The organism is Rhizobium sp. KNZ14-9A, assembly GCF_056755015.1.
Genome location: NZ_JBPGXB010000002.1, coordinates 3,883,944 through 3,907,036, shown reverse-complemented (window position 1 = coordinate 3,907,036; position 23,093 = coordinate 3,883,944). Strand labels below are relative to the sequence as shown.

15 protein-coding genes and 1 pseudogene are annotated in these 23,093 nt (G+C 59.9%); 6 read left to right on the top strand and 10 right to left on the bottom strand.

What is annotated here, in order from left to right; all coding sequences use genetic code 11:
* The first annotated feature begins 72 nt into the window (after positions 1-72).
* Positions 73-808, top strand: a pseudogene (gene lpxE / locus ACR9ZQ_RS26145) (lipid A 1-phosphatase LpxE).
* Between the two features lie 84 nt (positions 809-892).
* On the opposite strand, the gene ACR9ZQ_RS26140 reads toward lpxE, so the two are convergent.
* From ACR9ZQ_RS26140 to ACR9ZQ_RS26120, 5 genes are all read right to left on the bottom strand, one after another.
* Positions 893-2,779, bottom strand: a complete 1,887-nt coding sequence (locus ACR9ZQ_RS26140; RefSeq protein ID WP_310389730.1) for an MFS transporter — start codon at positions 2,777-2,779, stop codon at positions 893-895.
* Between the two features lie 206 nt (positions 2,780-2,985).
* Complete coding sequence (locus ACR9ZQ_RS26135) at positions 2,986-4,269, bottom strand: FtsX-like permease family protein (protein ID WP_481429034.1); 1,284 nt, start codon at positions 4,267-4,269, stop codon at positions 2,986-2,988.
* Positions 4,266-4,955: an ABC transporter ATP-binding protein gene (locus tag ACR9ZQ_RS26130; RefSeq protein WP_481429033.1), complete on the bottom strand. Its 690-nt coding sequence runs from the start codon at positions 4,953-4,955 to the stop codon at positions 4,266-4,268. Before ACR9ZQ_RS26130 ends, ACR9ZQ_RS26135 begins: the two co-directional genes overlap by 4 nt.
* Before the next feature lie 6 nt (positions 4,956-4,961).
* Positions 4,962-5,420 carry a hypothetical protein gene (locus ACR9ZQ_RS26125; protein ID WP_481429358.1) on the bottom strand — a complete coding sequence of 153 codons (459 nt, stop codon included), beginning with the start codon at positions 5,418-5,420 and terminating at the stop codon, positions 4,962-4,964.
* 95 nt (positions 5,421-5,515) lie between these two features.
* Positions 5,516-7,264, bottom strand: coding sequence for an alkaline phosphatase (locus tag ACR9ZQ_RS26120; RefSeq protein ID WP_310389737.1), 1,749 nt, complete (start codon positions 7,262-7,264; stop codon positions 5,516-5,518).
* A gap of 69 nt (positions 7,265-7,333) precedes the next feature.
* On the opposite strand from ACR9ZQ_RS26120, the gene ACR9ZQ_RS26115 reads away from it, so the two are divergent.
* The 3 genes from ACR9ZQ_RS26115 (at position 7,334) to ACR9ZQ_RS26105 (ending at position 9,702) form a co-directional block, all read left to right on the top strand.
* Positions 7,334-7,564, top strand: coding sequence for a hypothetical protein (locus ACR9ZQ_RS26115; protein ID WP_310389739.1), 231 nt, complete (start codon positions 7,334-7,336; stop codon positions 7,562-7,564).
* Positions 7,565-7,676: 112 nt separating this feature from the next.
* Complete coding sequence (locus ACR9ZQ_RS26110) at positions 7,677-8,711, top strand: aspartate-semialdehyde dehydrogenase (RefSeq protein ID WP_007824760.1); 1,035 nt, start codon at positions 7,677-7,679, stop codon at positions 8,709-8,711.
* Between the two features lie 169 nt (positions 8,712-8,880).
* A complete protein-coding gene (locus ACR9ZQ_RS26105; protein WP_113322193.1) occupies positions 8,881-9,702 on the top strand; it encodes a lytic murein transglycosylase in 822 nt (273 codons plus the stop codon).
* A 53-nt stretch (positions 9,703-9,755) separates the two neighbouring features.
* Here the strand turns inward: ACR9ZQ_RS26105 and ACR9ZQ_RS26100 are convergent, their stop codons facing one another.
* The 3 genes from ACR9ZQ_RS26100 to pdxY all read right to left on the bottom strand — a co-directional run bounded on the left by ACR9ZQ_RS26100 (position 9,756) and on the right by pdxY (position 13,051).
* Positions 9,756-11,381 (bottom strand): GGDEF domain-containing protein, encoded by a 1,626-nt coding sequence (locus ACR9ZQ_RS26100; protein ID WP_310389892.1) that lies wholly within the window; start codon positions 11,379-11,381, stop codon positions 9,756-9,758.
* A 92-nt stretch (positions 11,382-11,473) separates the two neighbouring features.
* Positions 11,474-12,115 carry a carbonic anhydrase gene (locus tag ACR9ZQ_RS26095; protein WP_310389743.1) on the bottom strand — a complete coding sequence of 214 codons (642 nt, stop codon included), beginning with the start codon at positions 12,113-12,115 and terminating at the stop codon, positions 11,474-11,476.
* Positions 12,116-12,175: 60 nt separating this feature from the next.
* Complete coding sequence (gene pdxY, locus ACR9ZQ_RS26090) at positions 12,176-13,051, bottom strand: pyridoxal kinase PdxY (protein WP_037102147.1); 876 nt, start codon at positions 13,049-13,051, stop codon at positions 12,176-12,178.
* Positions 13,052-13,327: 276 nt separating this feature from the next.
* Between pdxY and ACR9ZQ_RS26085 the strand changes: the two genes are divergently transcribed.
* Together ACR9ZQ_RS26085 and ACR9ZQ_RS26080 are read left to right on the top strand one after the other, a co-directional pair.
* The gene (locus ACR9ZQ_RS26085; RefSeq protein ID WP_481429032.1) at positions 13,328-18,106 is read left to right on the top strand and encodes an NAD-glutamate dehydrogenase; all 4,779 of its coding nucleotides are present in this window, start codon (positions 13,328-13,330) and stop codon (positions 18,104-18,106) included.
* Complete coding sequence (locus tag ACR9ZQ_RS26080) at positions 18,103-19,521, top strand: MFS transporter (protein WP_310389749.1); 1,419 nt, start codon at positions 18,103-18,105, stop codon at positions 19,519-19,521. The genes ACR9ZQ_RS26085 and ACR9ZQ_RS26080 overlap by 4 nt, the downstream gene beginning before the upstream one ends.
* Before the next feature lie 112 nt (positions 19,522-19,633).
* Here ACR9ZQ_RS26080 and purH read toward each other — a convergent pair whose 3' ends face one another.
* Positions 19,634-21,250, bottom strand: a complete 1,617-nt coding sequence (gene purH, locus ACR9ZQ_RS26075; RefSeq protein WP_310389750.1) for a bifunctional phosphoribosylaminoimidazolecarboxamide formyltransferase/IMP cyclohydrolase — start codon at positions 21,248-21,250, stop codon at positions 19,634-19,636.
* Between the two features lie 92 nt (positions 21,251-21,342).
* Complete coding sequence (locus ACR9ZQ_RS26070) at positions 21,343-23,010, bottom strand: heparinase II/III family protein (protein ID WP_310389752.1); 1,668 nt, start codon at positions 23,008-23,010, stop codon at positions 21,343-21,345.
* Positions 23,011-23,093 lie beyond the last annotated feature (83 nt).

Genomic DNA, 23,093 nt, shown 5'->3' with positions numbered 1-23,093 from the left:
TCCCGCCCTCTGTCGTAATCCTGTGCATTTTTACCGCCTATCTCATACCCAAGCGTTATACGGATAGTCGGAATGCGGGAACTTCTAGTCTCCTTGGACAGGCGCTGGCGCAGAAATAGATGCGTCATGCCACCATTGCGGTGGCGCGCATGCCTTTTCATTACGCTGAACGCCGTCATCCTTTCCATGCTGATCTTTGATGCGCCAATCGGTGCCGGCCATCTGCCGGAGCCCATTCAGCGCTTCGGCGAGATGTTGACCGATTTCGGCAATTCCGCCTGGCTGATCCTCACCAGCGTCCTGCTCTTTTTCCACGGCAGAGCCGGCTACAAGCTTTTGAACAGTGCAAAAGCAAGGGCCCAAGCTACTCTATGTGAGCTGGATCGGCGCCTACCTGTTTACGACCGTCGTCTTTTCCGGCCTGCTCGCAAACCTTCTGAAACGCACGATCGGCCGCGCGCGCCCCGAACATTTCCAGGACCTCGGGGTGCTTTCCTTCACACCCTTCTCCGGCCATGCAGCGCTGGAAAGTTTCCCGTCAGGCCATTCAACCACGGTGGGCGCCTTCTTTGCCGCCTTCGCCCTGCTCTTCCCGCGTTACCGGGTGCCCTTCATCGCCGGTGCCATCTGGCTCGGCATGACGCGTGTCATGGTCGGCGCGCACTATCCAAGTGATGTCATTGCCGGCCTTGCCTTCGGCGCGTGGTTCTCGCTGCTGACGGCAATCGTCTATGCGCGCTACGGCCTGCTTTTCAAACTTGCGCCGGATGGCTGGCCGATGTCCAAGCGATACTTCCCAAACGCATAAGAAATGACGCGTAAGAAAAATAACGCATGAAAAACCCGGCGCCTTTCGAGCGCCGGGCTTTGTTTTCGGGATATCCGCCTTACCTTAATCCAGCGCGTGAATATCCCGGTTCTTGGTTTCCGGCAGGAACAGCAGGCCGATGACTAGCGTGATCGATGCGAAGACGATTGGATACCAGAGGCCGTAATAGATGTTGCCGGCGGCTGCACTCATCGCAAAGGCCGTAGCAGGCAGCAGACCGCCGAACCAGCCGTTGCCGATATGATAGGGCAGCGACATACCGGTATAGCGGATGCGGGTCGGAAAGAGCTCGACCAGCAGCGCCGCGATCGGGCCGTAGACCATCGTCACGTAAAGTACGAGCACGAACAGGACGGCGATCGTGCCGATCCAGTTGACGCGAGCAGGATCAGCCACCATCGCGAACGTACCACCGCCAGGGATCGTATAGACGGCCATGTCGGTGACACTTTTCGCTTCATCCGCCGTCAACAGCTTGCCGGCAACGAGTTTGTCGGCCGGCAGCGTTTCCTTCTGGCCGGCGCGTATCGCATCGGCATTGAGGGTGAGTTCCGGATTGGCGGCGATGAAGGCATCGAGCTTGGCATCGGCAACCTTGGCAGCACCGCGCTTCAGCGGATAGCCGGCATCATGAAGGGCAAGATTGACGCCCTTTTCGAAGGCAGCATTGGTCTTGGCGGCATCGGCACCGGCTGCGACAGCGTCGTAACCGGTGATCGTGTCGTCACCGACCTTCACGGTCGCCGGCTGGCCGGCCGGACCCGGCACCACGTCATAAGGCACCGAGTTCTTGGTCAGGAACGCCGTTGCGATATCGCATGAACTGGTGAACTTGGAGGTACCGGTCGGATTGAACTGGAATTTGCAATCCGCCGGATCCACCGTCACCGTTGCCCGGATCGTCGCCTGCGCCTCATAGAGGGCTGGATTTGCCGTATAAGTCATCGCCTTGAACAGCGGGAAATAGGTGACCGCTGCGATGAGCAGCCCCGCCATGATGATCGGCTTGCGGCCGATCCTGTCCGACAGTCCGCCGAAGATGACGAAGAATGGCGTGGCGAGGAAGAGGGCAATCGCGACCATGATGTTGGCCGACTGAAGATCGACCTTCAGCACGTTCTGCAGGAAGAAAAGGGCGTAGAATTGACCGCCGTACCAGATGACCGCCTGGCCCATGGTAGCGCCGAAAAGCGCGATCAGCGCGATCTTGGCATTCTTCCACTGGCCGAATGCTTCCGTCAGCGGTGCCTTCGATCCCTTGCCTTCCGCCTTCATGCGCTGGAAGGCGGGCGACTCGTTCATCTTCAACCGGATCCAGACGGAGATACCGAGCAGGACGACCGAGACAAGGAACGGAATGCGCCAGCCCCAAGCGGCAAAGGCGGTCGAGCCCATGATCGACTGGACCGTGACGATGACGATCAGCGACAGGAAGAGACCGAGCGTTGCTGTCGTCTGGATCCAGGACGTGAAATAGCCGCGCCGGCCGTTCGGCGCGTGTTCGGCAACGTAAGTGGCCGCACCGCCATATTCGCCGCCGAGCGCCAGGCCCTGCAGCAGGCGCAGGCCGATCAGGATGATCGGAGCGGCAATGCCGATGGAGGCAGCACCCGGCAGGATGCCGACCAGGAAGGTCGAGAAGCCCATGATGAGAATGGTCACCAGGAAGGTGTATTTGCGGCCGACGAGATCGCCGAGGCGGCCGAAGACCAATGCGCCGAACGGACGCACCAGGAAACCCGCAGCGAAGGCGAGCAGCGTGAAGATGTTACGCGTCGCTTCCGGATACTGGGTGAAATAGGTCGCGCCGATATAGGTGGCGAGCGAACCGTAAAGATAGAAATCATACCATTCGAAAACCGTGCCGAGCGACGAGGCGAAGATAACCTTCTTCTCCTCGCCCGTCATCGGACCGGCTTTCGCGCCGTCGACGCTTGCGACATTTGCCATTGTCTGTCCTCCACAGAGTGATGAGCAACGGTCGCGGCCTACTCTCCTCAAAGCATACCCCTAGCCGCGACACGCCTAACGAGAGTTTGACAGAAAAGACGAGCCAGAAAGAGGGATGCTTTGGGATTATGACTTTAGTCTAATTTTTGTGCATGGAATTGCTGCAGCATGGCTCTTGTCGTGGCGGAACAGGCACGCTGCAATCGTCACACTCGCAAAGCCTGGGCCGGAGACAGCCGGTAGGCGAGCACTGCCGGCAAGGCGGCGAGAACAGCGGCGAAGGCGAGAAGGATCACCGCAAGCGTTCCGTCTTCGCGTGCAAAGCCGACAGGCAGGTTGACGCCGCTGCTTTGCGAGAACAAGCCGGAAAGAATGAGTGCTGCGCCATAGCCGAGTGTAAAGCCAAGCCCGACTCCAACGGCGACGAGGACATAGAATTCCAGCCAGACAATGCCGAAAATCGCACCGCGGGGAGCACCGAAGGCGCGTAGCGCGCCAATCTGCCGCCGACGCTGGCCGATATGGATGACAGTCACGAGGATCAGCGAGGCGGCGACGAGCCCCTGCGCGCCGGAGGCAACAGCAACGAGAATCTGCTTGGCATCACCGAGCGTCGCATAGAGGCTGGTCAGCACCTCGCCGGGAAAGACGGCAATCGTCGTGCCGTTGCGATAGTCCTGCCGCAGCTTGTAGGCATCGGCAATCGTCTTTGGCTTGATGAGGATGGCCGGAAGACCGGGCGTTTCCGCGGTCCAGCTCTCGTTCAGGCCGGCATGGGGATCAGGCTCCGCATGATGGTCGGCATCCTCATGAGCGTCTTCCGCGTGTACGGCCTCTTCATGAGGATCCGCCTCCCGGGCGTGGTCATGCTCATGCTCTTCGCCCGCTTCCAGTCCATGGATATGCCAGACGGCCTGGATTGGAACGAGGATAGCGCGGTCCCAGGCTGTGCCTGTCGGCCGTAGGCGCCCCGTCACATGATAGGCGAGCTCCGTATGCGTATGGCCGCCGGTTTCGATCGTGCCGTGCATCGGCTTGATCTCGCCGCCGATGGCAAGGTCGACGCTCGAGCCGATGACAGCCTCGCCCTCACTGGCGAAAACCTGGCCTTCGGAAAAGCCGCCGGAAATCGTTTCCGTCAACGCCCTCGTCGTGCCGACAATCGGATAGCCCGAGAAGGAATCGCCGAAGCCGACGGGGGCAGCCCATTCAACGCGCGGATCGGCGGCAAGCTTGGCCAGAACGTCGCCGGACATCAGCAGCAGCGCAGACGGCTGCAGAAAGATCGACGATAGCACGAGCTGGGTTTCGCTGCCGCCCGCGCCGATGACGAGATCGAACTTGTCGGCCGCACGGGCGCTGCCAAGACGCAAGGCACGTTCCTGCAGGATGACGGAAACGCCGAGCGCCGTGGCAAGCGCCACCAGCAGCACGACAACAAGGGAACCGGCCCACAACCGGCGCAGATCGGCGAGGATGAAGCGGATCATGCGGCCGCTCCCTTAATGTCGGAATCGTCGATGATACGGCCGGAGCGGAATGTCAGGCGGCGATCGAGACGGGCGGCAAGGCGGGAATCATGCGACACGACGATCAGAGTACTGCCTTCGGCTACGGCAAGATCGAGCAGCAGATCACCGACGGCATCGCCGCTTTCCGCATCGAGGCTGGCGGTCGGCTCGTCGGCGACGATGACGCCGGGCTTGCGCAGGAGCGCCCGGGCAATCGCCACGCGCTGCATTTCACCGCGCGACATGGTCTCGATCTTCTGCCCGGCGCGATTGAGACCGACGATGCCAAGAAGATCATGGGCGCGCGCGATGATCGCCGACGTCGCAGCATGCGCAAGCCGCGCCGGCAACAGCACGTTTTCAACGGCCGACAGGCCGGAGAACAGGTGAAACTCCTGCATGACCAGTCCGATATTGGCCGCCCGGAAGCGGTCGCGGCGACTTTCGGAGAACCCGGCGATATCTTCGCTGTTCCAGCTGATGCAGCCTTCGCGGACCCGCTCCAGCCCGGTGATGATATTGACGAAGGTGCTTTTGCCGGAGCCCGAGGCGCCGGTAACCGCGACACGGCTACCCGCCGCAATCGACAGATTGTCGATGGCGAGCGCAGGCGCTGAAAGGCCGGGAAACCTGACGGCCAGATGTTCGATTTCGAGACCCAGCATCGATGCTCAGACGCTGAAATATTCGGCCTGGCGGATGCGCAGCAGGCTGACAAAGCCAGTTTCCGGGTCCTTCCACGACCCGTATTCGAGCGTGCCCCGCACTTCGATCGTCTGGCTCGGCTGTACGAAAGTCTGCTTCTCGCCGAGATAAACGACGATGATATTGTCCGGCCAGTCTGCATCGGAAGAGCAGAAGGGGCAGAGTGACATCGGTATCTCCGTCAGGACGAAGAATTGCGCTTCGGCCTTTAACGGCGGCGCCATGAAGCCCTTGATGCTGATATCCTTGCCGGCAAGGCGCTTGACCTTGTCGGAAAATTCGAGACCGAGCACACCGAACTTTCCATAAAGTTCATCAAAGCTGATCAAGGAATCATCGGCAAGAACAGGCCGGGCGAAGGGAAGCGCGGCCATGACGCCCATGAGACGACGGCGGCTGAGATTCAGCAAAACGAGCTTTTCCATGGCGATCTCCAGAAACGGATACCCGGCCGCATAGCGGCCGGGATGAGGATCGATGAGAAGTTCCCAGGTCGGCAAGCCGCCTCGGACACAGGTGCTTAATTCGTCTGCTTGGCGCCGAGGGCGAATGCGTCGGCGAGAACGCGGTAGACGTCGCTCTGTTCCATGTAACCCTTGAAGCCTTCCGATCCGGGGCCGGTCGACTGCAGGACAACGTCATCGACGGTGTGGGCGCCGGTGGCTGCGCTCTTCGGCAGATTACCGGGAACGAAGACGGCGCCAGGAACGTCCTTGTAAGCTTCGTTGGCGACGTAATCCTTCTTTTCGTTCTGGATGGCAGGAGTGTACGGATTATCCAGCTTCGGGCGGAAGGTTTCGTAGTGGTCGGGATAGTTGCTGACGAACAGAGCCAGGCGCTTGGAGACGTCGACGCTGTCGGGATAGCCGTCATTATTGGCGTCGACATAGTTGGTGAAGCTGCGGCCCGCGACCTTCTCGCGCATCTCCGTACCTTCGATCGTATCGTCGATCGTGCCGACGACGGTGATACCGTGAGTGTGATCGCCGGTGACGACGATTAACGTGTCGGGGTTGCTGGCGGCGAATTCCTTCGCCAGTCCGACAGCCTTGTCGAACTCGATCGTATCGATGGCAGCACGCTCGCCGTCGAGAGGATGCGTCATCTTGTCGATATTGGCAGCTTCGACCATCAGGAAGAAGCCTTCCGGATTCTTCGAGAGCTTGTCGAGCGCGACCTTGGTCATTTCAACGAGTCCGGGCTGGGCCGGAAACTTGCCGACCGTGCCCTTCTTCAGGAATTCGCGATCAAGCGTCGTATCCATGTTGCCGGTGTGGAACAGGCCGAGGATCTTGCTGTCGTTGGCGCCGGCAGCGGCGGCGAGTTCCGTCTTGTCGGTCGCGAGCTTGTAACCGGCGTCCTGGAACATTTTGACGTAGTCCTTGTCATCCTTGCGCTTCGAGCCAGCAGTCGCCTGGGGCAGGAAGTAAGCCGAGCCGCCACCGAGGATGACATCCGGCTTCACGTCGAGCAGCATGCCGGTAATTTCAGCCTTGTCGTCACGGCGACGGGTATGGGAGACGACGGCAGCCGGCGTCGCGTCCTGAAGTTCGGAGGTCGTGACGACGCCGATCGACTTGGAGGTCTGGCGGCGCAGAGCTTCGCCAAAGGTTTCGACACGCGGATCGTCCAGCGTGTCGAGCGTGCGGTCGGCATAGACGCCGAGCGAGTTGATGGCGCCCTTATGGCCGGTCATATAAGCCGACATGGTGTTGGCGCTGTCAGTGGTAACCGAATCGGTGGCGGACGTGCCGATGAAGGCCATATGGTCGAGGTCGTCCATGTTCAGACGGCCGTTCGCCTTACCTTCGGTCATGCCCTTGGACATGATGCGGGCGGCGGTGCGGTGAGCAACGGAAAGGCCGTCGCCGAGGAAGAAGATGACGTTCTTGGCCTTCGGCTGTGCGTTCGTGCCGTAAACATCCCAGGTCACGGCCTTCTTTTCGTCGCCGGCGGCGACTTCAACCTTGTAGGTGCCCGGAGCGGCGATCTTCAGGCCGCGCAGGATGAGAGCGGAGCCGAGAGCCTTGTCGTCCTTGCCCTTCTCCAGTTCTACAAACTTGGCCTCGCCCCCGAGGACAGTCTTGTAGTCCTGGCCGTTGACTGTGATCTTCACATCTTCCGGCTTGACCTGCTTGGAAAGTTCGACCTTGAAGTCGAACGGTGAACCAGCGAGAATCGTAGCGCGATCAAGCGGATAGATCGAAGCTGCCTGAGCAGCGCCAGCAAGAATCGTGGTGGCCGCGAAAGCGGCGAGAAGCATACGCATGGAAAAACCCCCGTTTTTCGTTGCAGTTATTACAACGGGTCGGGGATACCCCCCGGCAATGACAGAGGGATGACAAAACGCTGCAGCATTGCAGCGCCCTTCTCCTACTCTCGTTCCGCACGCAAAAACCTTGACTCCTGTGGAAAACCTTTTATGAGCAACGACGGAAAAGGAATATCCATGGTTCGCCACGAGCACGCCATCGCTGAGCGCAATAACCTGGCAGAAAATGCCCGGTTGGATTTTGCCGTTCCGGTTTCTTCCAAAACCAAGGCCAAAACGACGACGAAAACCGTCTGACGTCTCTGGCCTGCCGCTCTCTCCCCGGCCCGGCTGGGGACAGGAAGCCGCGATGATATCGCGCTTCCCCCCTCACCGGACAAGAGGAGAGAAGAGAAAGAGAGCTTGAGAAATGGGTTTCAAAGTTGCAGTTGCCGGAGCCACCGGAAATGTCGGGCGCGAAATGCTCAACATTCTCTCCGAACGTGGTTTCCCGGCCGATGAAGTCGTAGCACTCGCCTCCTCCCGCTCCCAGGGCCTAGAGGTTTCCTACGGCGATCGGACGCTGAAGGTCTCCAATCTGGAGAATTACGATTTCTCCGACACCGATATCTGCCTGATGTCGGCCGGCGGCGAGGTTTCCAAGCGCGTCTCCCCGAAGATCGGCCAGCAGGGCTGCGTCGTCATCGATAATTCTTCGGCCTGGCGCTACGACGCCGACGTGCCGCTAATTGTTCCGGAAGTAAATCCGGACGCGATTTCGCTCTTCACAAAGCGCAACATTATTGCCAACCCGAACTGCTCGACTGCCCAGCTCGTCGTCGCGCTGAAGCCGCTGCATGACTTCGCCAAGATCAAGCGCGTCGTCGTCTCGACTTACCAGTCGGTTTCCGGCGCCGGCAAGGATGGCATGGACGAGCTCTTCAACCAGACACGCGCCGTCTTCGTTGCCGATCCGATCGAGAACAAGAAATTCACCAAGCGTATCGCCTTCAACGTCATTCCGCACATCGACACTTTCATGGAAGACGGCTACACGAAGGAAGAGTGGAAGGTTCTGGCTGAAACGAAGAAGATGCTGGATCCGAAGATCAAGGTGACCTGCACCGCGGTCCGCGTTCCTGTTTTCATCGGCCATTCTGAATCGGTCAACATCGAATTCGAAAACGAGATTACGGCTGACCAGGCTCGCGATATCCTGCGCGATGCGCCGGGCTGCCTCGTCATCGACAAGCACGAGGATGGCGGCTACATCACGCCATACGAATCCGCCGGCGAGGATGCGACCTTCATCTCGCGCATCCGCGAAGACGCAACCGTCGAGAATGGCCTCAACCTGTGGGTCGTCTCCGACAACCTTCGCAAGGGTGCGGCCCTCAACGCCATCCAGATCGCCGAGCTGCTCATCAATCGTGGCCTCGTCAAGCCGCGCAAGCAGGCAGCCTGATACCATTTGTAAACCATAATATGCTAAAGCCCTGCTCGACGAGCGGGGCTTTTTCGGGCAAATACTGCCGTATAAGCGTTCGCTAAAAGGTGATCGTGACAAAGTCGCCGGTGGCTGGCATTCTCTTGCCCGGCTTAAAAGCTATGCAGATCGAGAGCGGGGTTTCTCAATGCGCATGAAAAAATTGATTTTGGCGGCCGCCGCGGCAATGGGCGTCCTCCATACGGTACCGGCGTTCGCGCAGGGTCCCCAATGCGGCAATACCAGCGCCGGTTTCGATGCCTGGGTCGCCGACTTCAAGCAGACGGCAGCGGCCAATGGCGTCAGCCAGTCGGTCCTGAGCCGTGCCTTCGCCAATGTCAGCTATAACAAGCCGACTATCGCCGCCGACCGCGGCCAGAAGAGCTTCAAGCTGTCCTTCGACGCATTCATGAAGAAGCGCGGCGGTGCGGCCGTCATCTCTCGCGGCCGTTCGATGAAAGCCGCCAACCAGGCTCTCTTCGCTTCGATCGAGCGCCGCTTCGGCGTTCCGGCCGGTCCGCTGATCGCCATCTGGGGCATGGAAACCGGCTTCGGCAGCTATATGGGCAACCAGCATACGATGTCCGCAGTCTCCACCCTCGCCTATGACTGCCGTCGCTCGGAATATTTCACCGACCAGCTTTATGCAGCCTTGCAGCTCGTTTCGGAAGGCTATCTCAGCCCGCAAGCCCGCGGTGCTGCCCATGGCGAAATCGGCCAGACGCAGTTCCTGCCACGCAACGTCGTAAGCTACGGCGCGGACGGTGACGGTGACGGCCGCGTCGATATGGTTGGCTCCCGCGCTGATGCGCTGGCCTCTACCGCCAATTTCCTTAAGGGTCACGGCTGGCGTGCCGGCGCCGGTTACCAGCCGGGCGAGCCGAACTTCGTCGCCATCCAGGGCTGGAATGCCGCAACGGTCTATCAGCAGGCAATCGCCTATATCGGTCAGCAGATCGACGGCAACTGAAGAGACGTTCAATAGGAAAATGATACGAGCGCCGCATGCGAATGCGGCGTTTTTCAGCTGCGGATATCGTGGGTTCCGCCGGCAGCCTTGCGCCGCTCTTCCTGCGGTGCCGCCGAAGGAACAATCGGCCCGGCAACGACGCAATTGCGTCCCGAGGCCTTGGCGGCATAGAGCGCCAGATCGGCGCGCTTCACCAGATCATCGAAGTTACGATTGCTCACGGCATTTGCACGCCCCGCGCAGCCGAAGCTTGCCGTAACTCGCAGCCGCTCGCCACTCGGCAGCGCGATGTCAGCAGCCTCGATGGCCAATCGGACACGTTCCGCAACGATCGCCGCATCCTCAGGTGTCGAATCCGGCAGCAATGCCATGAACTCCTCGCCGCCGTGGCGCACCAGCAGATCGAAGGAGCGAAAGCTTTCCCGCGCGACGGCGGCTACGTGCTTCAGCACGATATCGCCTGCGTCATGGCCATATACGTCGTTGATTTTCTTGAAGTGATCGAGATCGAACAGCACGACCGAAATCCAGCGTGATCCATACTCAGCCTGCATCAGAAGCGCCAAAGCGGCAGCCTCGAAGCCACGGCGATTATAAAGGCCCGTCAGAAGATCGGTTTGGGCAGCATTGCGCAGTTCGTTGATGAGCAGTTCACGCTCTTCGGTGACACGGGCGACGAGACGGATGCCCCGAACCGCAAGCGCCACAATAAGGGCAACGAGCAGAACCAGTCCGGATGACAACGCAAGCACGATCGTCATGTGAATGTGCGAGCGCATCGACAGCTTCTGTCCGGTCACATGAATATCATCGGTTACGGAGGCGATTTTCTGCCGCAGGAAATCCAGCCGCTCGTTCTGGATACCAATCCATTTGTCTCGGATCGCCTTGTCCGGCCGCAGCGCACCCGAAACCATGGCCTTTGTGAAGGTATCGGCCCAGACCTCGTCGGGCTGAGCCCTATAGGCAAGGATCTCCCGGACGACAGGCGAGGAAGAATGAAAACGCAGGCGATCCATGCCGTTACCGAGCATCATTTCGCCTTGAACGAGCTGCTCGTGTGACATGGCGGAAAAGTCGGTTTGGTCGAAATAACGCTGGCCAAGGTTGCCGATCAGCCGCTCACCGTAGTAGGTCAGCAGGATACTCATCAGCTCGCTGGATTTGCGCATCAACACGGGATCATGGATCCTCGACGAAAGCGACGAGACGAGACCAAGCTGCTTCAATCCGGCCTGACCATAGATATGAACGGGGTTGCCGCCTTTGCCGTAATAACCTCGATCGACCGCCGAACGCGCCGCAACGATACGGCTGTAAGCAAGACGGAGATCGGAAAGCTGTGACTGCAGACCGAGATCAAGTGTTTCAACGGGCGGGAGACTGGCGTTGAAACGCGCGCGTTCGCTGTCGAGCGCGCTGCGCCTTTCCATCATGGCCGCCCTGGTTATCTCGTCCGGATTGTTGATGTAGGTTCGCGTCGCGACGAGTTCCGCCAGAATCTCATTGGCAGCAATCGATCCTCCACGAGCAAGAACATCGGCAAAGAGATGGTCATTTTCGAGCGCGCGGTACTGCATGAGCGAGGAGCGGATCAACACCACTCCTTCGACAATCATGAAGACGAAGGGCAGCAGAATGGCGGCTAGTACTGCCCTTCTGATATTCTTGAATTTCAGCACTTCGAAATTCATAACTGATCCACGCGCATATACCGCCTGCAAGCGCAGCTTAGTGGAATATCTTAAAAAACTGCTAAAGCGGTCTATCCCTAGATTTCGGGACGGATAAAATCGAGTGTCTCAGAATCCATCACCCAGAGCTCGCCGGTCGAAATGTCGAACCAGACGCCGTGAAGCTCCAGCTTGCCCTCTTCTTCGAGAGCCTTGATATCAGGGAAAGATCTGAGATTGTTGATCGAATTGCGGATGGAGACCCGCTCCAGCGCAGTCTGCCGTTCGGCCGGCGTCATGACGTTGTTGCTGCCAATCTGCTCGGCGGCAGGGCGAACGAGCGACATCCAGCGGCCGATGAAATCACCGGATGATAAAGGCTCAGCATCGGGATCAAGGGCTGCGCGGATACCGCCGCAGCGGCCATGGCCCATGACAACGATATTCTTGACCTTCAGAGCCTGCACGGCGAATTCGAGCGCTGCCGACGTGGAATGGAAATGGCCATCCGGTTCATAAGGCGGCACCATGTTGGCGACGTTGCGGATGACGAAGAGTTCGCCCGGCCCTGCATCGAAGATCAGTTCGGGAGCCGCGCGCGAGTCGCAACAGGCAATAACGAGCGTCGTCGGGTTCTGCCCGTTTTCCGCAAGCTGCCGATACCGGTCGCGGGCATCGGCATATCGCCCGCTCATGAAGTTGCGATAACCGTCCAGCAGGGAGTTAGGGAAGCTCATCATGTCTCTGGATTAGCGCGCGTGTGAGCCAAGATCAACTGCTGCGCTGCAAAAGCCTGAGACCTATTTTTTCCGCCGCTGGGCAGGATGGACGAGGTGACGCATCTGCACCATTGCCATGGGCGTCGAAAGACTGGAGGCATCGCTTGCCAGCATCAGCTCGTTGCTGCCGCGCTTGACAGCGCGCGCCAACACTTCGAACACGCTGGCGGTCGCCAGCTGCAGCGCCTTTTCATCCTCCATTCCCGAGAGCAGGCGAGAGAGAAAAAGGGCGGCAAGCAGGTCGCCGAGCCCATTTGGTGGGTTTTCAACGACACGGTGTTCAGCAAGGAGGGCGTGCCTTCCGGAGAGATAGAGATTGCCGGTGCCCCCCGCCATCATCGGCACCGCCGATGTGACCAGCATGCGTGAGGGGCCGAGCGAAAGAGCGGCCTCCATGACCGCGTTGTTGTCATCGAGTGCCGCGCCTGAAAGCCAGGCAAGTTCGTACCGGTTCGGCGTTGCGAGCGAGGCAAGCGGTATCAGATGGTCACGGATCGCCTCGGCTGTCGCTTCCGGCACGTAGAGGCCGCCGAGATCACCCATGACCGGATCGCAGACATAGAGCAGCTCCGGATTCTTCTCGCGCAAGGATGCAACGAGTTTCGCGACGGAACGGGCCTGGGCTGCGTTGCCGAAGTAGCCCGACAAGACGGCCTTGACCTCGCCGATCCACGGCGCGCGGATGAGATCGTCGATCGCCGCCTCGAAATCGGCCTCGGCGAAGGTCAGCCGTGTCGAGCGGCCATGGCCGGGATGCCAGGGCAGCACGATCGTCGGCAGCGCCCAGACCTGATGGCCGAGCGTTTCCAGCGCAAAGACAGCAGCACGATTTCCAACTGACCCCCGCACGACATGGCTGGAGATGACGATGACTGCGCCCGCTGCGTTTTCCGACATGGCATCCGAATCCGAATTTCGACCGCCGTTGATGATCTTTTTGACGAGGCGCTGTCAACCATTCTTCACGGGAGCGTGGAAATGTGCGGCGGGACGAAAAAGCCGGATAAAGTCATTTCGCCGTCGATTGGCATAAAACGACCTAAGAGCTTTCGAAATCTCTCGCCAGCATAGCCAAAAAAGCACGAAAACTACTTTTCGAAGCGCTCTTTTAAGGATTCTTTCGAAGAACCTTCTGCTACCTTGCCCACATCAAAACAATCGGGGGGATGATCCATGGCCACCAGAAACAATCCAAAACGGGAAAAGCAGATCGAGAGCGCGCGCAAAATCGCGGCCGCGACCGGCGAACCCCATCTCGATCCCGAAATCCTCTTCGGCCGTGCCAGCGGCGACGACCTCGAACTCTACACGCCGGAAATGCTTGCGCTTTCCGCCGTACACTCGGCAGCCGAGCTCGGCGCCTGGAACGGCAAGGTGCCGCGCGTCAGCATCGACACGGTCGCCGATGTCACGCCCGATGGCGTTGCAATCTCCATTCTTTCGGTGACGGATCACAATAAGCCCTTCCTCTACGAATCCGTCATGGGTGAGGTGACCAGCACCTACCGCGACATCTACATGGCAGTTCATCCGATCCTGATCCTGGAAGACGGCAAGGCTCCGGAACTCTATTCCGCCGATGTGCCGAGCGACCCGGCAAAGCGGGTGAGCCACATCCAGCTTCACATTTCGCCTCTGAGCCCCTCCCAGGCCGCCGACCTGATCAAGCGGATCAAGGCGGTACTCGAGCAGGTAGAGCTTGCCGTTTCCGACTGGAAGCCGATGCTTGCCCGCGTCGATGAAGTGATTTCAGAGCTTTCGAATTACAACGCCAGCCGCAAGAAAGCCGACCGTGACGAGGCCATCGCCTTCCTGACCTGGCTGCGTGACGAGAACTTCACCTTCCTCGGCATGCGCGACTACGTCTATTCCGGCAAGGGTCCCGATTCCAAGGTCGAACGCGACAAGGGAACAGGCCTCGGCATTCTCTCCAATCCCGAGGTTCTTGTTCTGCGCACCGGTAAGGACGCCGTGACGACGACGCCGGAAATTCTCGCCTTCCTCGATGGTCCCGATTTCCTGATCGTCACCAAAGCCAACGTGAAATCCATTGTCCATCGCCGCGCCTACATGGATTATGTCGGCGTCAAGCGCTTCGACGCACAGGGCAACGTAACGGGGGAACTCCGCATCGTTGGCCTGTTCACCTCGACAGCCTATACGTCCTCGGCCACCGAAATCCCGCTGCTGCGGTCCAAGATCGAAAAGGTGAAGGAGCATTTCGGCTTCGACCCGATGAGCCACTCCGGCCGCATGCTCGACAACACCTTGGAATCCTATCCGCGTGATGATCTCTTCCAGATCGATACCCCGCTGCTCGCGACCTTTGCAGAACAGATCAACGACCTCGCCGATCGCCCGCGCGTGCGGGTGCTGCCGCGCATCGACCATTTCGACCGTTTCGTCTCGGTCATCATCTTTGTGCCGCGCGAGGAATATGACTCGATCGTGCGCGAACGCATCGGCGCCTATCTGAAAACCGTCTATGACGGCCGTGTTTCCGCCTATTATCCGGCCTTCCCGGAAGGTGGAGTGGCTCGCGTTCACTTCATCATCGGCCGCTCGGGCGGTAAGACGCCACGCATCCATCAGGCCAAGCTCGAGGAGACGATCCGCCAGATCACCGCGCGCTGGGACAGCCGCTTCGAGATGCTCGCCGGCCCCAAGGCGCCGAAGCTCGGCGTCAGCAACGCCTTCCAGGAAGCCTTCACGCCGGATGAAGCGGTCGGCGATCTGCCCGACATCGCCGCATGCGCCGCCGGCGAGCCGATCCGCATCGAATTCTACTATCGCCAGGACGATGAACGCGGCCGCATCCTGTCGCTGAAGATCTTCCATAGCGGCGAGCAGCTGCCGCTGTCGCGCCGCGTGCCTCTACTCGAAAACCTCGGCTTCAACGTCCTGAGCGAACGGACCTTCGATATCGAAGTTCCGGCCGCCGACAGCGCCATCAACATTGTCGTGCTGCACGACATGGAACTCGAGGCTCGCAGCGGTGCGGACATTGACCTCGCACGTTTTGGCGCACCGCTCGAAGAAGCCTTCGTCGCAGCCTTCAGTGACACGATCGACAATGACAGCTTCAACCGGCTGATCCTGTCGGCCGGTCTCTCGGCCCGCGAGGTTAGTGTGCTGCGCGCCTATGCGCGCTATCTGCGCCAGGCCGGCATCGCCTATTCGCAGGATTATATCGCAACCACCCTCGACAAATATCCTGTTATCGCCGCTTCGATCTTCCGCCTGTTCCACGACACGCTCGATACGAAGCTGTCGGAAAAGGCGCGTATCAAGAAGCTCGCCGAACTGCATCAGGCAATCGAAGCCGAGCTTGCCGACGTGCCGAGCCTGGATGACGACCGTATCCTGCGCCGCTATGTCAATATCGTCGATGCAACGCTGCGCACCAATTATTTCCAGCGCAATGCCGATGGGACACCGAAGGCGATGCTCGCCTTCAAGCTCGACCCGTATCTGGTCGACGGCCTACCGGAACCGAAGCCTTTCCGTGAAATCTTCGTGTATGGCGTGGAAGTGGAAGGCGTGCATCTGCGCTTCGGCCGCGTTGCCCGTGGCGGCCTGCGCTGGTCGGACCGCGCCGAGGACTATCGTACCGAAGTTCTGGGCCTCGTGAAGGCGCAGCAGGTCAAGAATGCTGTGATCGTGCCTGTCGGTGCCAAGGGCGGTTTCTATCCCAAGAAACTGCCGATCGGCGGCAGCCGCGATGAGGTCTTCAATGCAGGCAGGGAAGCCTACAAAACCTATATCCGTACGCTGCTTTCCATCACTGACAATATCTCCGGCGCCGACATCGTCCCGCCTGATAACACGGTGCGTCTCGATGGCGATGACCCCTATTTCGTCGTCGCTGCCGACAAGGGCACGGCAACCTTTTCCGACACCGCCAATGCCCTTGCTCAGGAAGCGGGCTTCTGGCTGGACGACGCCTTCGCTTCGGGTGGTTCGGCCGGTTACGACCACAAGAAAATGGGCATCACTGCCCGTGGCGCCTGGGAAACGGTGAAACGCCACTTCCGCGAAATGGACATCGATATCCAGACGACACCCTTTACGGTGTCAGGCGTCGGCGACATGTCCGGTGACGTTTTCGGCAACGGCATGCTGCTTTCGCCGAAGATCAGGCTGGTCGCTGCTTTCGATCATCGCGACATCATCATCGACCCCGACCCGAATACGGAAAAGACGCTCGCCGAGCGCCAGCGCTTGTTCAACCTACCGCGCTCAAGCTGGCAGGACTTCGACAAGTCCGTGCTCTCGAAAGGCGCCATGATCATTTCGCGCTCGGCAAAGTCGGTTACGCTGACGCCGGAGGCCGTAGCCGCAATCGACATCGACAAGGCGGTCGCCACGCCCTTCGAGATCATGACGGCGATCCTGAAGAGCCCGGTCGACCTGCTCTGGTTTGGCGGCATCGGCACCTACGTGAAGGCCGCGTCGGAAACCGATGCGGAAGTGGGCGACCGCGCCAACGATCCGATCCGCATCACGGCCGACGAAGTGCGCGCCAAGGTAATCGGCGAAGGCGCCAATCTCGGCGTCACGCAGAAGGGCCGCATTGCCTATGGCCTGAAGGGCGGACGCAGCAATTCCGATGCCATCGACAACTCTGCCGGCGTCAACACGTCGGACGTCGAGGTCAATATCAAGATCGCGCTGGCAAACGCCATGCATGAACAGCGCCTCAACCGGGCAAAGCGCGACCAGCTTCTCGGCAGCATGACCGATGAAGTGGCCGGACTCGTGCTGCGCAACAACTACCTGCAGTCCCTGGCGATCTCACTGACATCCCGCAAAGGAACGGCAAACGGCCTGGAACTCGGCCGTTTCATGAGCGTGCTGGAAGCAGCCGGCCAACTGAACCGCAAGGTCGAGACGCTTCCCGACGACGCCTCGCTGTCCGAACGTTATACGGCCGGACGGCCGCTGACGCGCCCCGAGATCGGCGTGCTGCTCTCCTATGCCAAGATCGTCCTCTTCGACGCGCTGATCGCCAGTGAGTTGCCTGATGACCCTTATTTCATCAGCACGCTATTCAACTACTTCCCGGCCAAGATGCAGAAGTCGAACGCATCCGACATCGACACCCACCGGCTGAAGCGGGAAATCGTCGCGACCGTCCTCGCAAATGAGGCGATCAACCGCGGCGGGCCGGGCTTTACCGTGAGCATGATGGATGCCACAGCGGCCTCTGCCTCTGAGGTCGTACGCGCCGCGATCGTCGCCAGTGACGGCTTTGATCTCAACCGGCTATGGGCCGCAACCGATGCCCTGGACAACAAGGTTTCCGGCGAGGTCCAGAACCGGATTTACGAGGAGATCACCAATAACTTCACCGTGCTGACACGTCTGCTGCTGAAGACCGGCATGACCCGAGGCGGGATGGCGGAAATCATTAGCCGGCTGCAGGCTGCTCTGAAAAAACTTAAACCCGCCTTTGCCGAGCAGGCAGCAGCCGAAGTCTCAGCGCGCCAGCAGGAGTACCAGCAGGCCGGCCTGCCGGAAAAACTGGCCGCCGAAATTGCAGCTCTACCGACCCTCGCCCTCGTGCCGGAAATCATGCAGATCGCCGAACGGACCGGCGAGGCGCTGCCGCGTGCGGCCGAAAACTACTTTGCCGTGACCCAGACCTTCCGTGTCGGCCGGCTGCTTGCTGCCGGCAACCGCATCATTACGTCGGACCACTATGAAAACCTCGCGCTTGCCCGTAGCATCGACCAGATCGCCAGCGCCCGTCGCGATATCGTGATCTCCGCACTTTCCGATCACGGCAAGGAAAAGCAGCCGGTCCAGGCCTGGCATGCGCAGGACAGGATCCGCATCAACCGCATCGTCGAGGAGCTTGCGAGCCTCAGTGATGGCGCCGATCCGAACCTCGCCCGCATCACTGTTGCCGCAGGCATCCTGACCGACCTTGCGCGCGACCGGGCGAGATGAGACAGTCCGCCCCAAAAAGGAGCGGACGCTTGAATCGCATTGACTGGACAGGAACGCAGCCGCCGAAAGCCACGGAGAAGGGCATATGGGGCTGGATGCTCTTCGATTGGGCAGCCCAGCCTTTCTTCACCGTGGTCACCACCTTCATTTTCGGCCCCTACTTCGTCTCGCGGCTGACGGCCGATCCCGTCTCCGCGCAGACGATGTGGAGCAATATGGCGACGATCTCCTCGATCATCATCGCCATCCTGTCTCCCATACTAGGCTCCATTGCCGACCAGTCCGGCGCACGCAAACCCTGGATCGCCTTCTTCGCTGTGATCAAGATCGTCAGCCTCTGCTGCCTCTGGTTTGCTGCCCCGGGCTCACCAATTATCTATCCCGTCATCTTCATGATCCTTGCCTCGATCTCGGCGGAGTTTTCGATCGTATTCAACGATTCCATGATGCCGCGCCTTGTCGGCAAGGATGAGGTTGGCAGGCTTTCCAACACCGCCTGGGGTCTTGGTTATCTCGGCGGTATGATCGTGCTGATCGCCGTCGTGGCACTGCTGGCCGGCAGCCCGGAAAGCGGCAAGACCATTCTGGGCCTCGATCCGCTTTTCGGTCTCGATCCTCATACGGGCGAGGATGCGCGCGTCACCGGTCCGATTTCGGCCGTCTGGTATCTGATCTTCATCCTGCCGATGTTTTTCTTCACACCGGATGCCCGCAAGGGACTGCCTTTCGGCTTTGCCGTGCGTTTCGGCCTCAAGGAATTGCGCAATACGCTCGGCGAACTGAAGACGCGCCGCAATATCCTGACCTTCCTTATCGCCCGCATGATCTATCAGGATGGCGTCAACGGCCTGCTGATCCTTGGCGGCGCCTTCGCGGCGGGCATGTTCGGCTGGGCCACGATCGAGATCGGCATCTACGGGATCATTCTCAATGTCGTGGCAATCCTCGGCTGCCTGATTGCCGGACGCGTCGACAGGGGGATCGGCTCGAAGGTGACTGTTATCATCAGCCTCACCATGCTGTTGCTGGCCACGATCGGCATTATTTCCACCGGCCCCGGCTACACTTTCTTCGGACTGATGCCGCTTTCGACCGCCGACGGCGGTGGACTTTTCGGCACGATGGCAGAAAAAGCCTATATCCTCTATGGCCTGTTGATCGGTCTTGCCTTTGGCCCGGTGCAGGCCTCATCGCGCTCCTATCTGGCGCGCAGCGTCAGCCTCGAAGAAGCGGGCCGTTATTTCGGCATCTATGCGCTGTCCGGCCGCGCCACGAGCTTCATGGCAACGCTGTTGTTTTCGATTGTGACCTATTTGACCGGATCGGCGCATCTCGGCATGTCGACGCTGATCCTGTTCCTGGCCGGAGGCCTGGTGCTGCTGATCCGCACGCCCTATCCGGCGGATCGCGCCTGACATATTCCCCCGGCCGCAAAGCCGGGGGAATAATCCGCTGCTCCGCCTTAGAGCAATTCCAGCAAAAGTGTGTAACGGTTTTGCGTCCGGAATTGCGTCAGAACAAAGAGCTTTAGTGGCGGAAATGGCGCATGCCGGTAAAGACCATCGCGACATTGTGCTCGTTTGCCGCATCGATGACTTCCTGATCGCGCATAGAACCGCCCGGCTGGATCACGGCGGTGGCGCCAGCAGCAATCATCGACAGTAAGCCATCGGCGAAGGGCAGGAAGGCCTCGGAGGCGACTGCCGAACCATGTGTCATCGGAACGGCGAGACCAAGCGCCTTGGCCGCTTCCTCAGCTTTGAGCGCAGCGATGCGGGCGGAATCGACACGGCTCATCTGGCCGGCGCCTATACCTGCGGTCTGGCCGTCCTTGGCATAGACCACGGCATTCGACTTCACATGCTTGCCGACCTTGAAGGCGAACTTCATGTCTTCGAGTTCCTGGGCCGTGGGCGCGCGTTTAGTGACCACCTTCAGTTCCAGATCCTCGACCATGCCGTTGTCGCGGCTCTGGACGAGCAGGCCGCCGGAAACGGTCTTGGCAGTGATGCCGGCCGCACGCGCGTCCGGCAGGCCGCCGGCTGAAAGCAGGCGCAGGTTCGGCTTGCGTGCTACGATTGCCTTGGCTTCTTCGGTGACGTCAGGCGCAATGATGACCTCGGTGAAGAGCTGGATGATTTCTTCGGCCGTCGCCGCATCGAGCGTCTGGTTCAATGCGATGATACCGCCGAAAGCCGAGACGGAATCGCAAGCGAGCGCCCGCTTATAGGCCTCGAGAAGTGTTGAACCGGTTGCGACACCGCAGGGATTGGCGTGCTTGATGATGGCGCAGGCCGGCGACTTCTCCGGCAGGAACTCGGCCACGAGTTCGTAGGCTGCATCGGTATCGTTGATATTGTTGTAGGAAAGTTGCTTACCCTGCAGCAGGACGGCTGTCGAAACGCCCGGGCGCTTTTCGCCCGTCACGTAGAAGGCGGCCTTCTGGTGCGGGTTTTCACCGTAGCGCATCTCTTCCTTCAGCACGCCGCCAATGGTGCGATGACGCGGCGTATCGATCGAAAGCGCTTCAGCAAACCAGTTTGAGATGGCAGCGTCATAGGCGGCAGTACGGGCATAGGCTTTGGCCGCCATGCGCTGGCGGAAGGCATAGGCTGTCTTGCCGGCATCGGCCGACAGTTGCTCGGCCAGCTCGGCATAGTCGGCCGGGTCGGTGATGACGGTGACATAGGCATGGTTCTTAGCGGAAGCACGGATCATTGCCGGGCCACCGATATCGATATTCTCGACCGTCGTCGGATAGTCACCGCCGGCCGCACGAACATCCTCAAAGGGGTAGAGATTGACGACCAGCAGGTCGATGCCGTCGATCCCATGGGCCTTCATGGCTTCCTGATGCTCGACATCGTCACGGATCGCCAGCAGGCCGCCATGCACCTTGGGATGCAGGGTCTTCACGCGGCCATCCATGATTTCCGGAAACTGCGTCACTTCGGAAACGTCGGTCACCGCAAGTCCTTCGGCTGCGATCGCCTTGTAAGTGCCGCCGGTCGACAGCAGGCGCACGCCACGCGCCGAAAGCGCACGGGCAAGTTCGATGATACCGGTCTTGTCGAAGACAGAGAGCAGCGCGGTCTTGACTTCGACCTTGTCGGGGGCGGGGATTTTCTTGGAAATGACGGCCATGAACCTTCTCCGTTCGGGCTTCGGGAGACATCCGGGCAAGGGACGCTTGATGGGGCCGCGTTACCACAGCTTGGAGCCGGCGCAAACAGCTGCTAGCCCTTGCGCGATAAAAACCAGCGAATTTCAGGTTTCTCCGCCAAATCGAAATCGATCTCGATCTGGTCCGAGCTGCTGATACCGGCGCTGTCAGCAAAGAAAATATCTTCCGAGATCAGCACTTCATTGCCGGGAGAGGAAAACAACCAGCTTTCGCCATCCGGCGCCGTCAGCAGCACGGATTCCGTATCGTTCTGCCTCGGCACGATGGCGGGATGGATGTGGAAGCGGGCAACCGCCCGCAGCGGACCTTCGCTGTGATACCGGTCGTCCGTCACAAAACGGTCCATGCCGGTCACGATGGAGCCAGCGGCGTTCAGCGTCAGCTCCCGCTCATGGATGACGCCAAAAGCATCGAGATAGCCGTCATGCCTCGCCTTGATGCCTTCACGGCCATCCTCGGTCTCCACGCGCTCGGCGGCAACCGTTTCCACCGGCTCCGTCATCATATGGGCCAGAAAAGCCGAGGGAGAGAACCGACTAGAGGACGTATCGTTCAGGACCACGGTGGAATGGGCAGCCGTGGTGCGGGCCATCTGGACATAGCGTTGGCCTGCGAATTTCGGCGATCCCGAGTTGACGATGAAGCGGTAGCGGCCTGAGGACATTTCGAAGGAGAGACTGCCTGCATGGGCTGTTCTGAAGCAGGCGGGCGAGGGTGGTCCGGTATCGGCAATGATCACCGTCTTGCCGGCGGCAAGTCGCTGATAGCGGGAATGCGGTAGCGCTTTGAACGGCTGGCCTGCAGTCTCGTCGTAGCGCAGCACGGACATCAGCTCGTCTGCCAGCGTGGATGTCGCACCGTTGAAGAGCGCCAGATCTCCATCCTGATGGCGGAAGAAGCGCAGGGCAGGGTACATGCGGTCAATACCGGAGATCAGCTTCTGTGGCAGATCGTGGCCGAGATTGACATAGGTCTGCCGCAGCGGCAGCAGATCGAGCAGCAGCTCAAGCCCGACGCGTGGATTGCGGGAGATATGGCCTCCGTCAGGCAGAATCTGGCTGTCGAATTCGCGGTCGAGCGCCTGGGCCGCCCGCCGCACTGTCGAGGCACGCACTGGCATAGCGACAGAGGCCGTCGCGAGCGCGATGCGCAAGCGGAAGCGGACTTCACCAGTCGAATAGGGCGCCATGCGGCGCAAATAACCGATATGAAAGGCGAGCGACTTCATGAAACGGCGATAAAAACCGCGATCGGCATTCTGCAGGACGACCGGAGAATGCGCCAGCCAGGCAATGACACGCTGCGAGACGACGTCGGTCTCCCAGGCGATCCCTTCAATACGACCCCCGTGAATAGAGAGCCAACTATCGACGATCACACGGGCAACGGCCGAACCGCGCTCGCTCTTATTGGCCCGCATATGCCGCAGCCAGCCGAAGCTATGAAGCCTGACCGCAAAAGCGCGTGACGGAAGCGTCAACGTGAAGGGGGATTTGCCGCCGGTTTCCAACATACGCCCGGCAAGCGGAAACCGGCCGTCCATGATTTCTTCGGCAACGTGTGAATCGACGCCTCTCAGATCCGTCGGCGCGACGATCAGGCGTTCCGGCACCGGTATGGCATGGCGGAAGAAACGCAAGCGCAGAAGTGCGGCACGGCGCGTACCGCGCCGCCAAGCTTCCCGAACATACATGCTCGCAAGACGCCGACCGGACTGCATATCAATTGTCTATTGCCCCTCGTGGTTAAGAATAGATGAATCAAAACCGATTTCATTAGCCACGATGTATTATTTTGTGATGA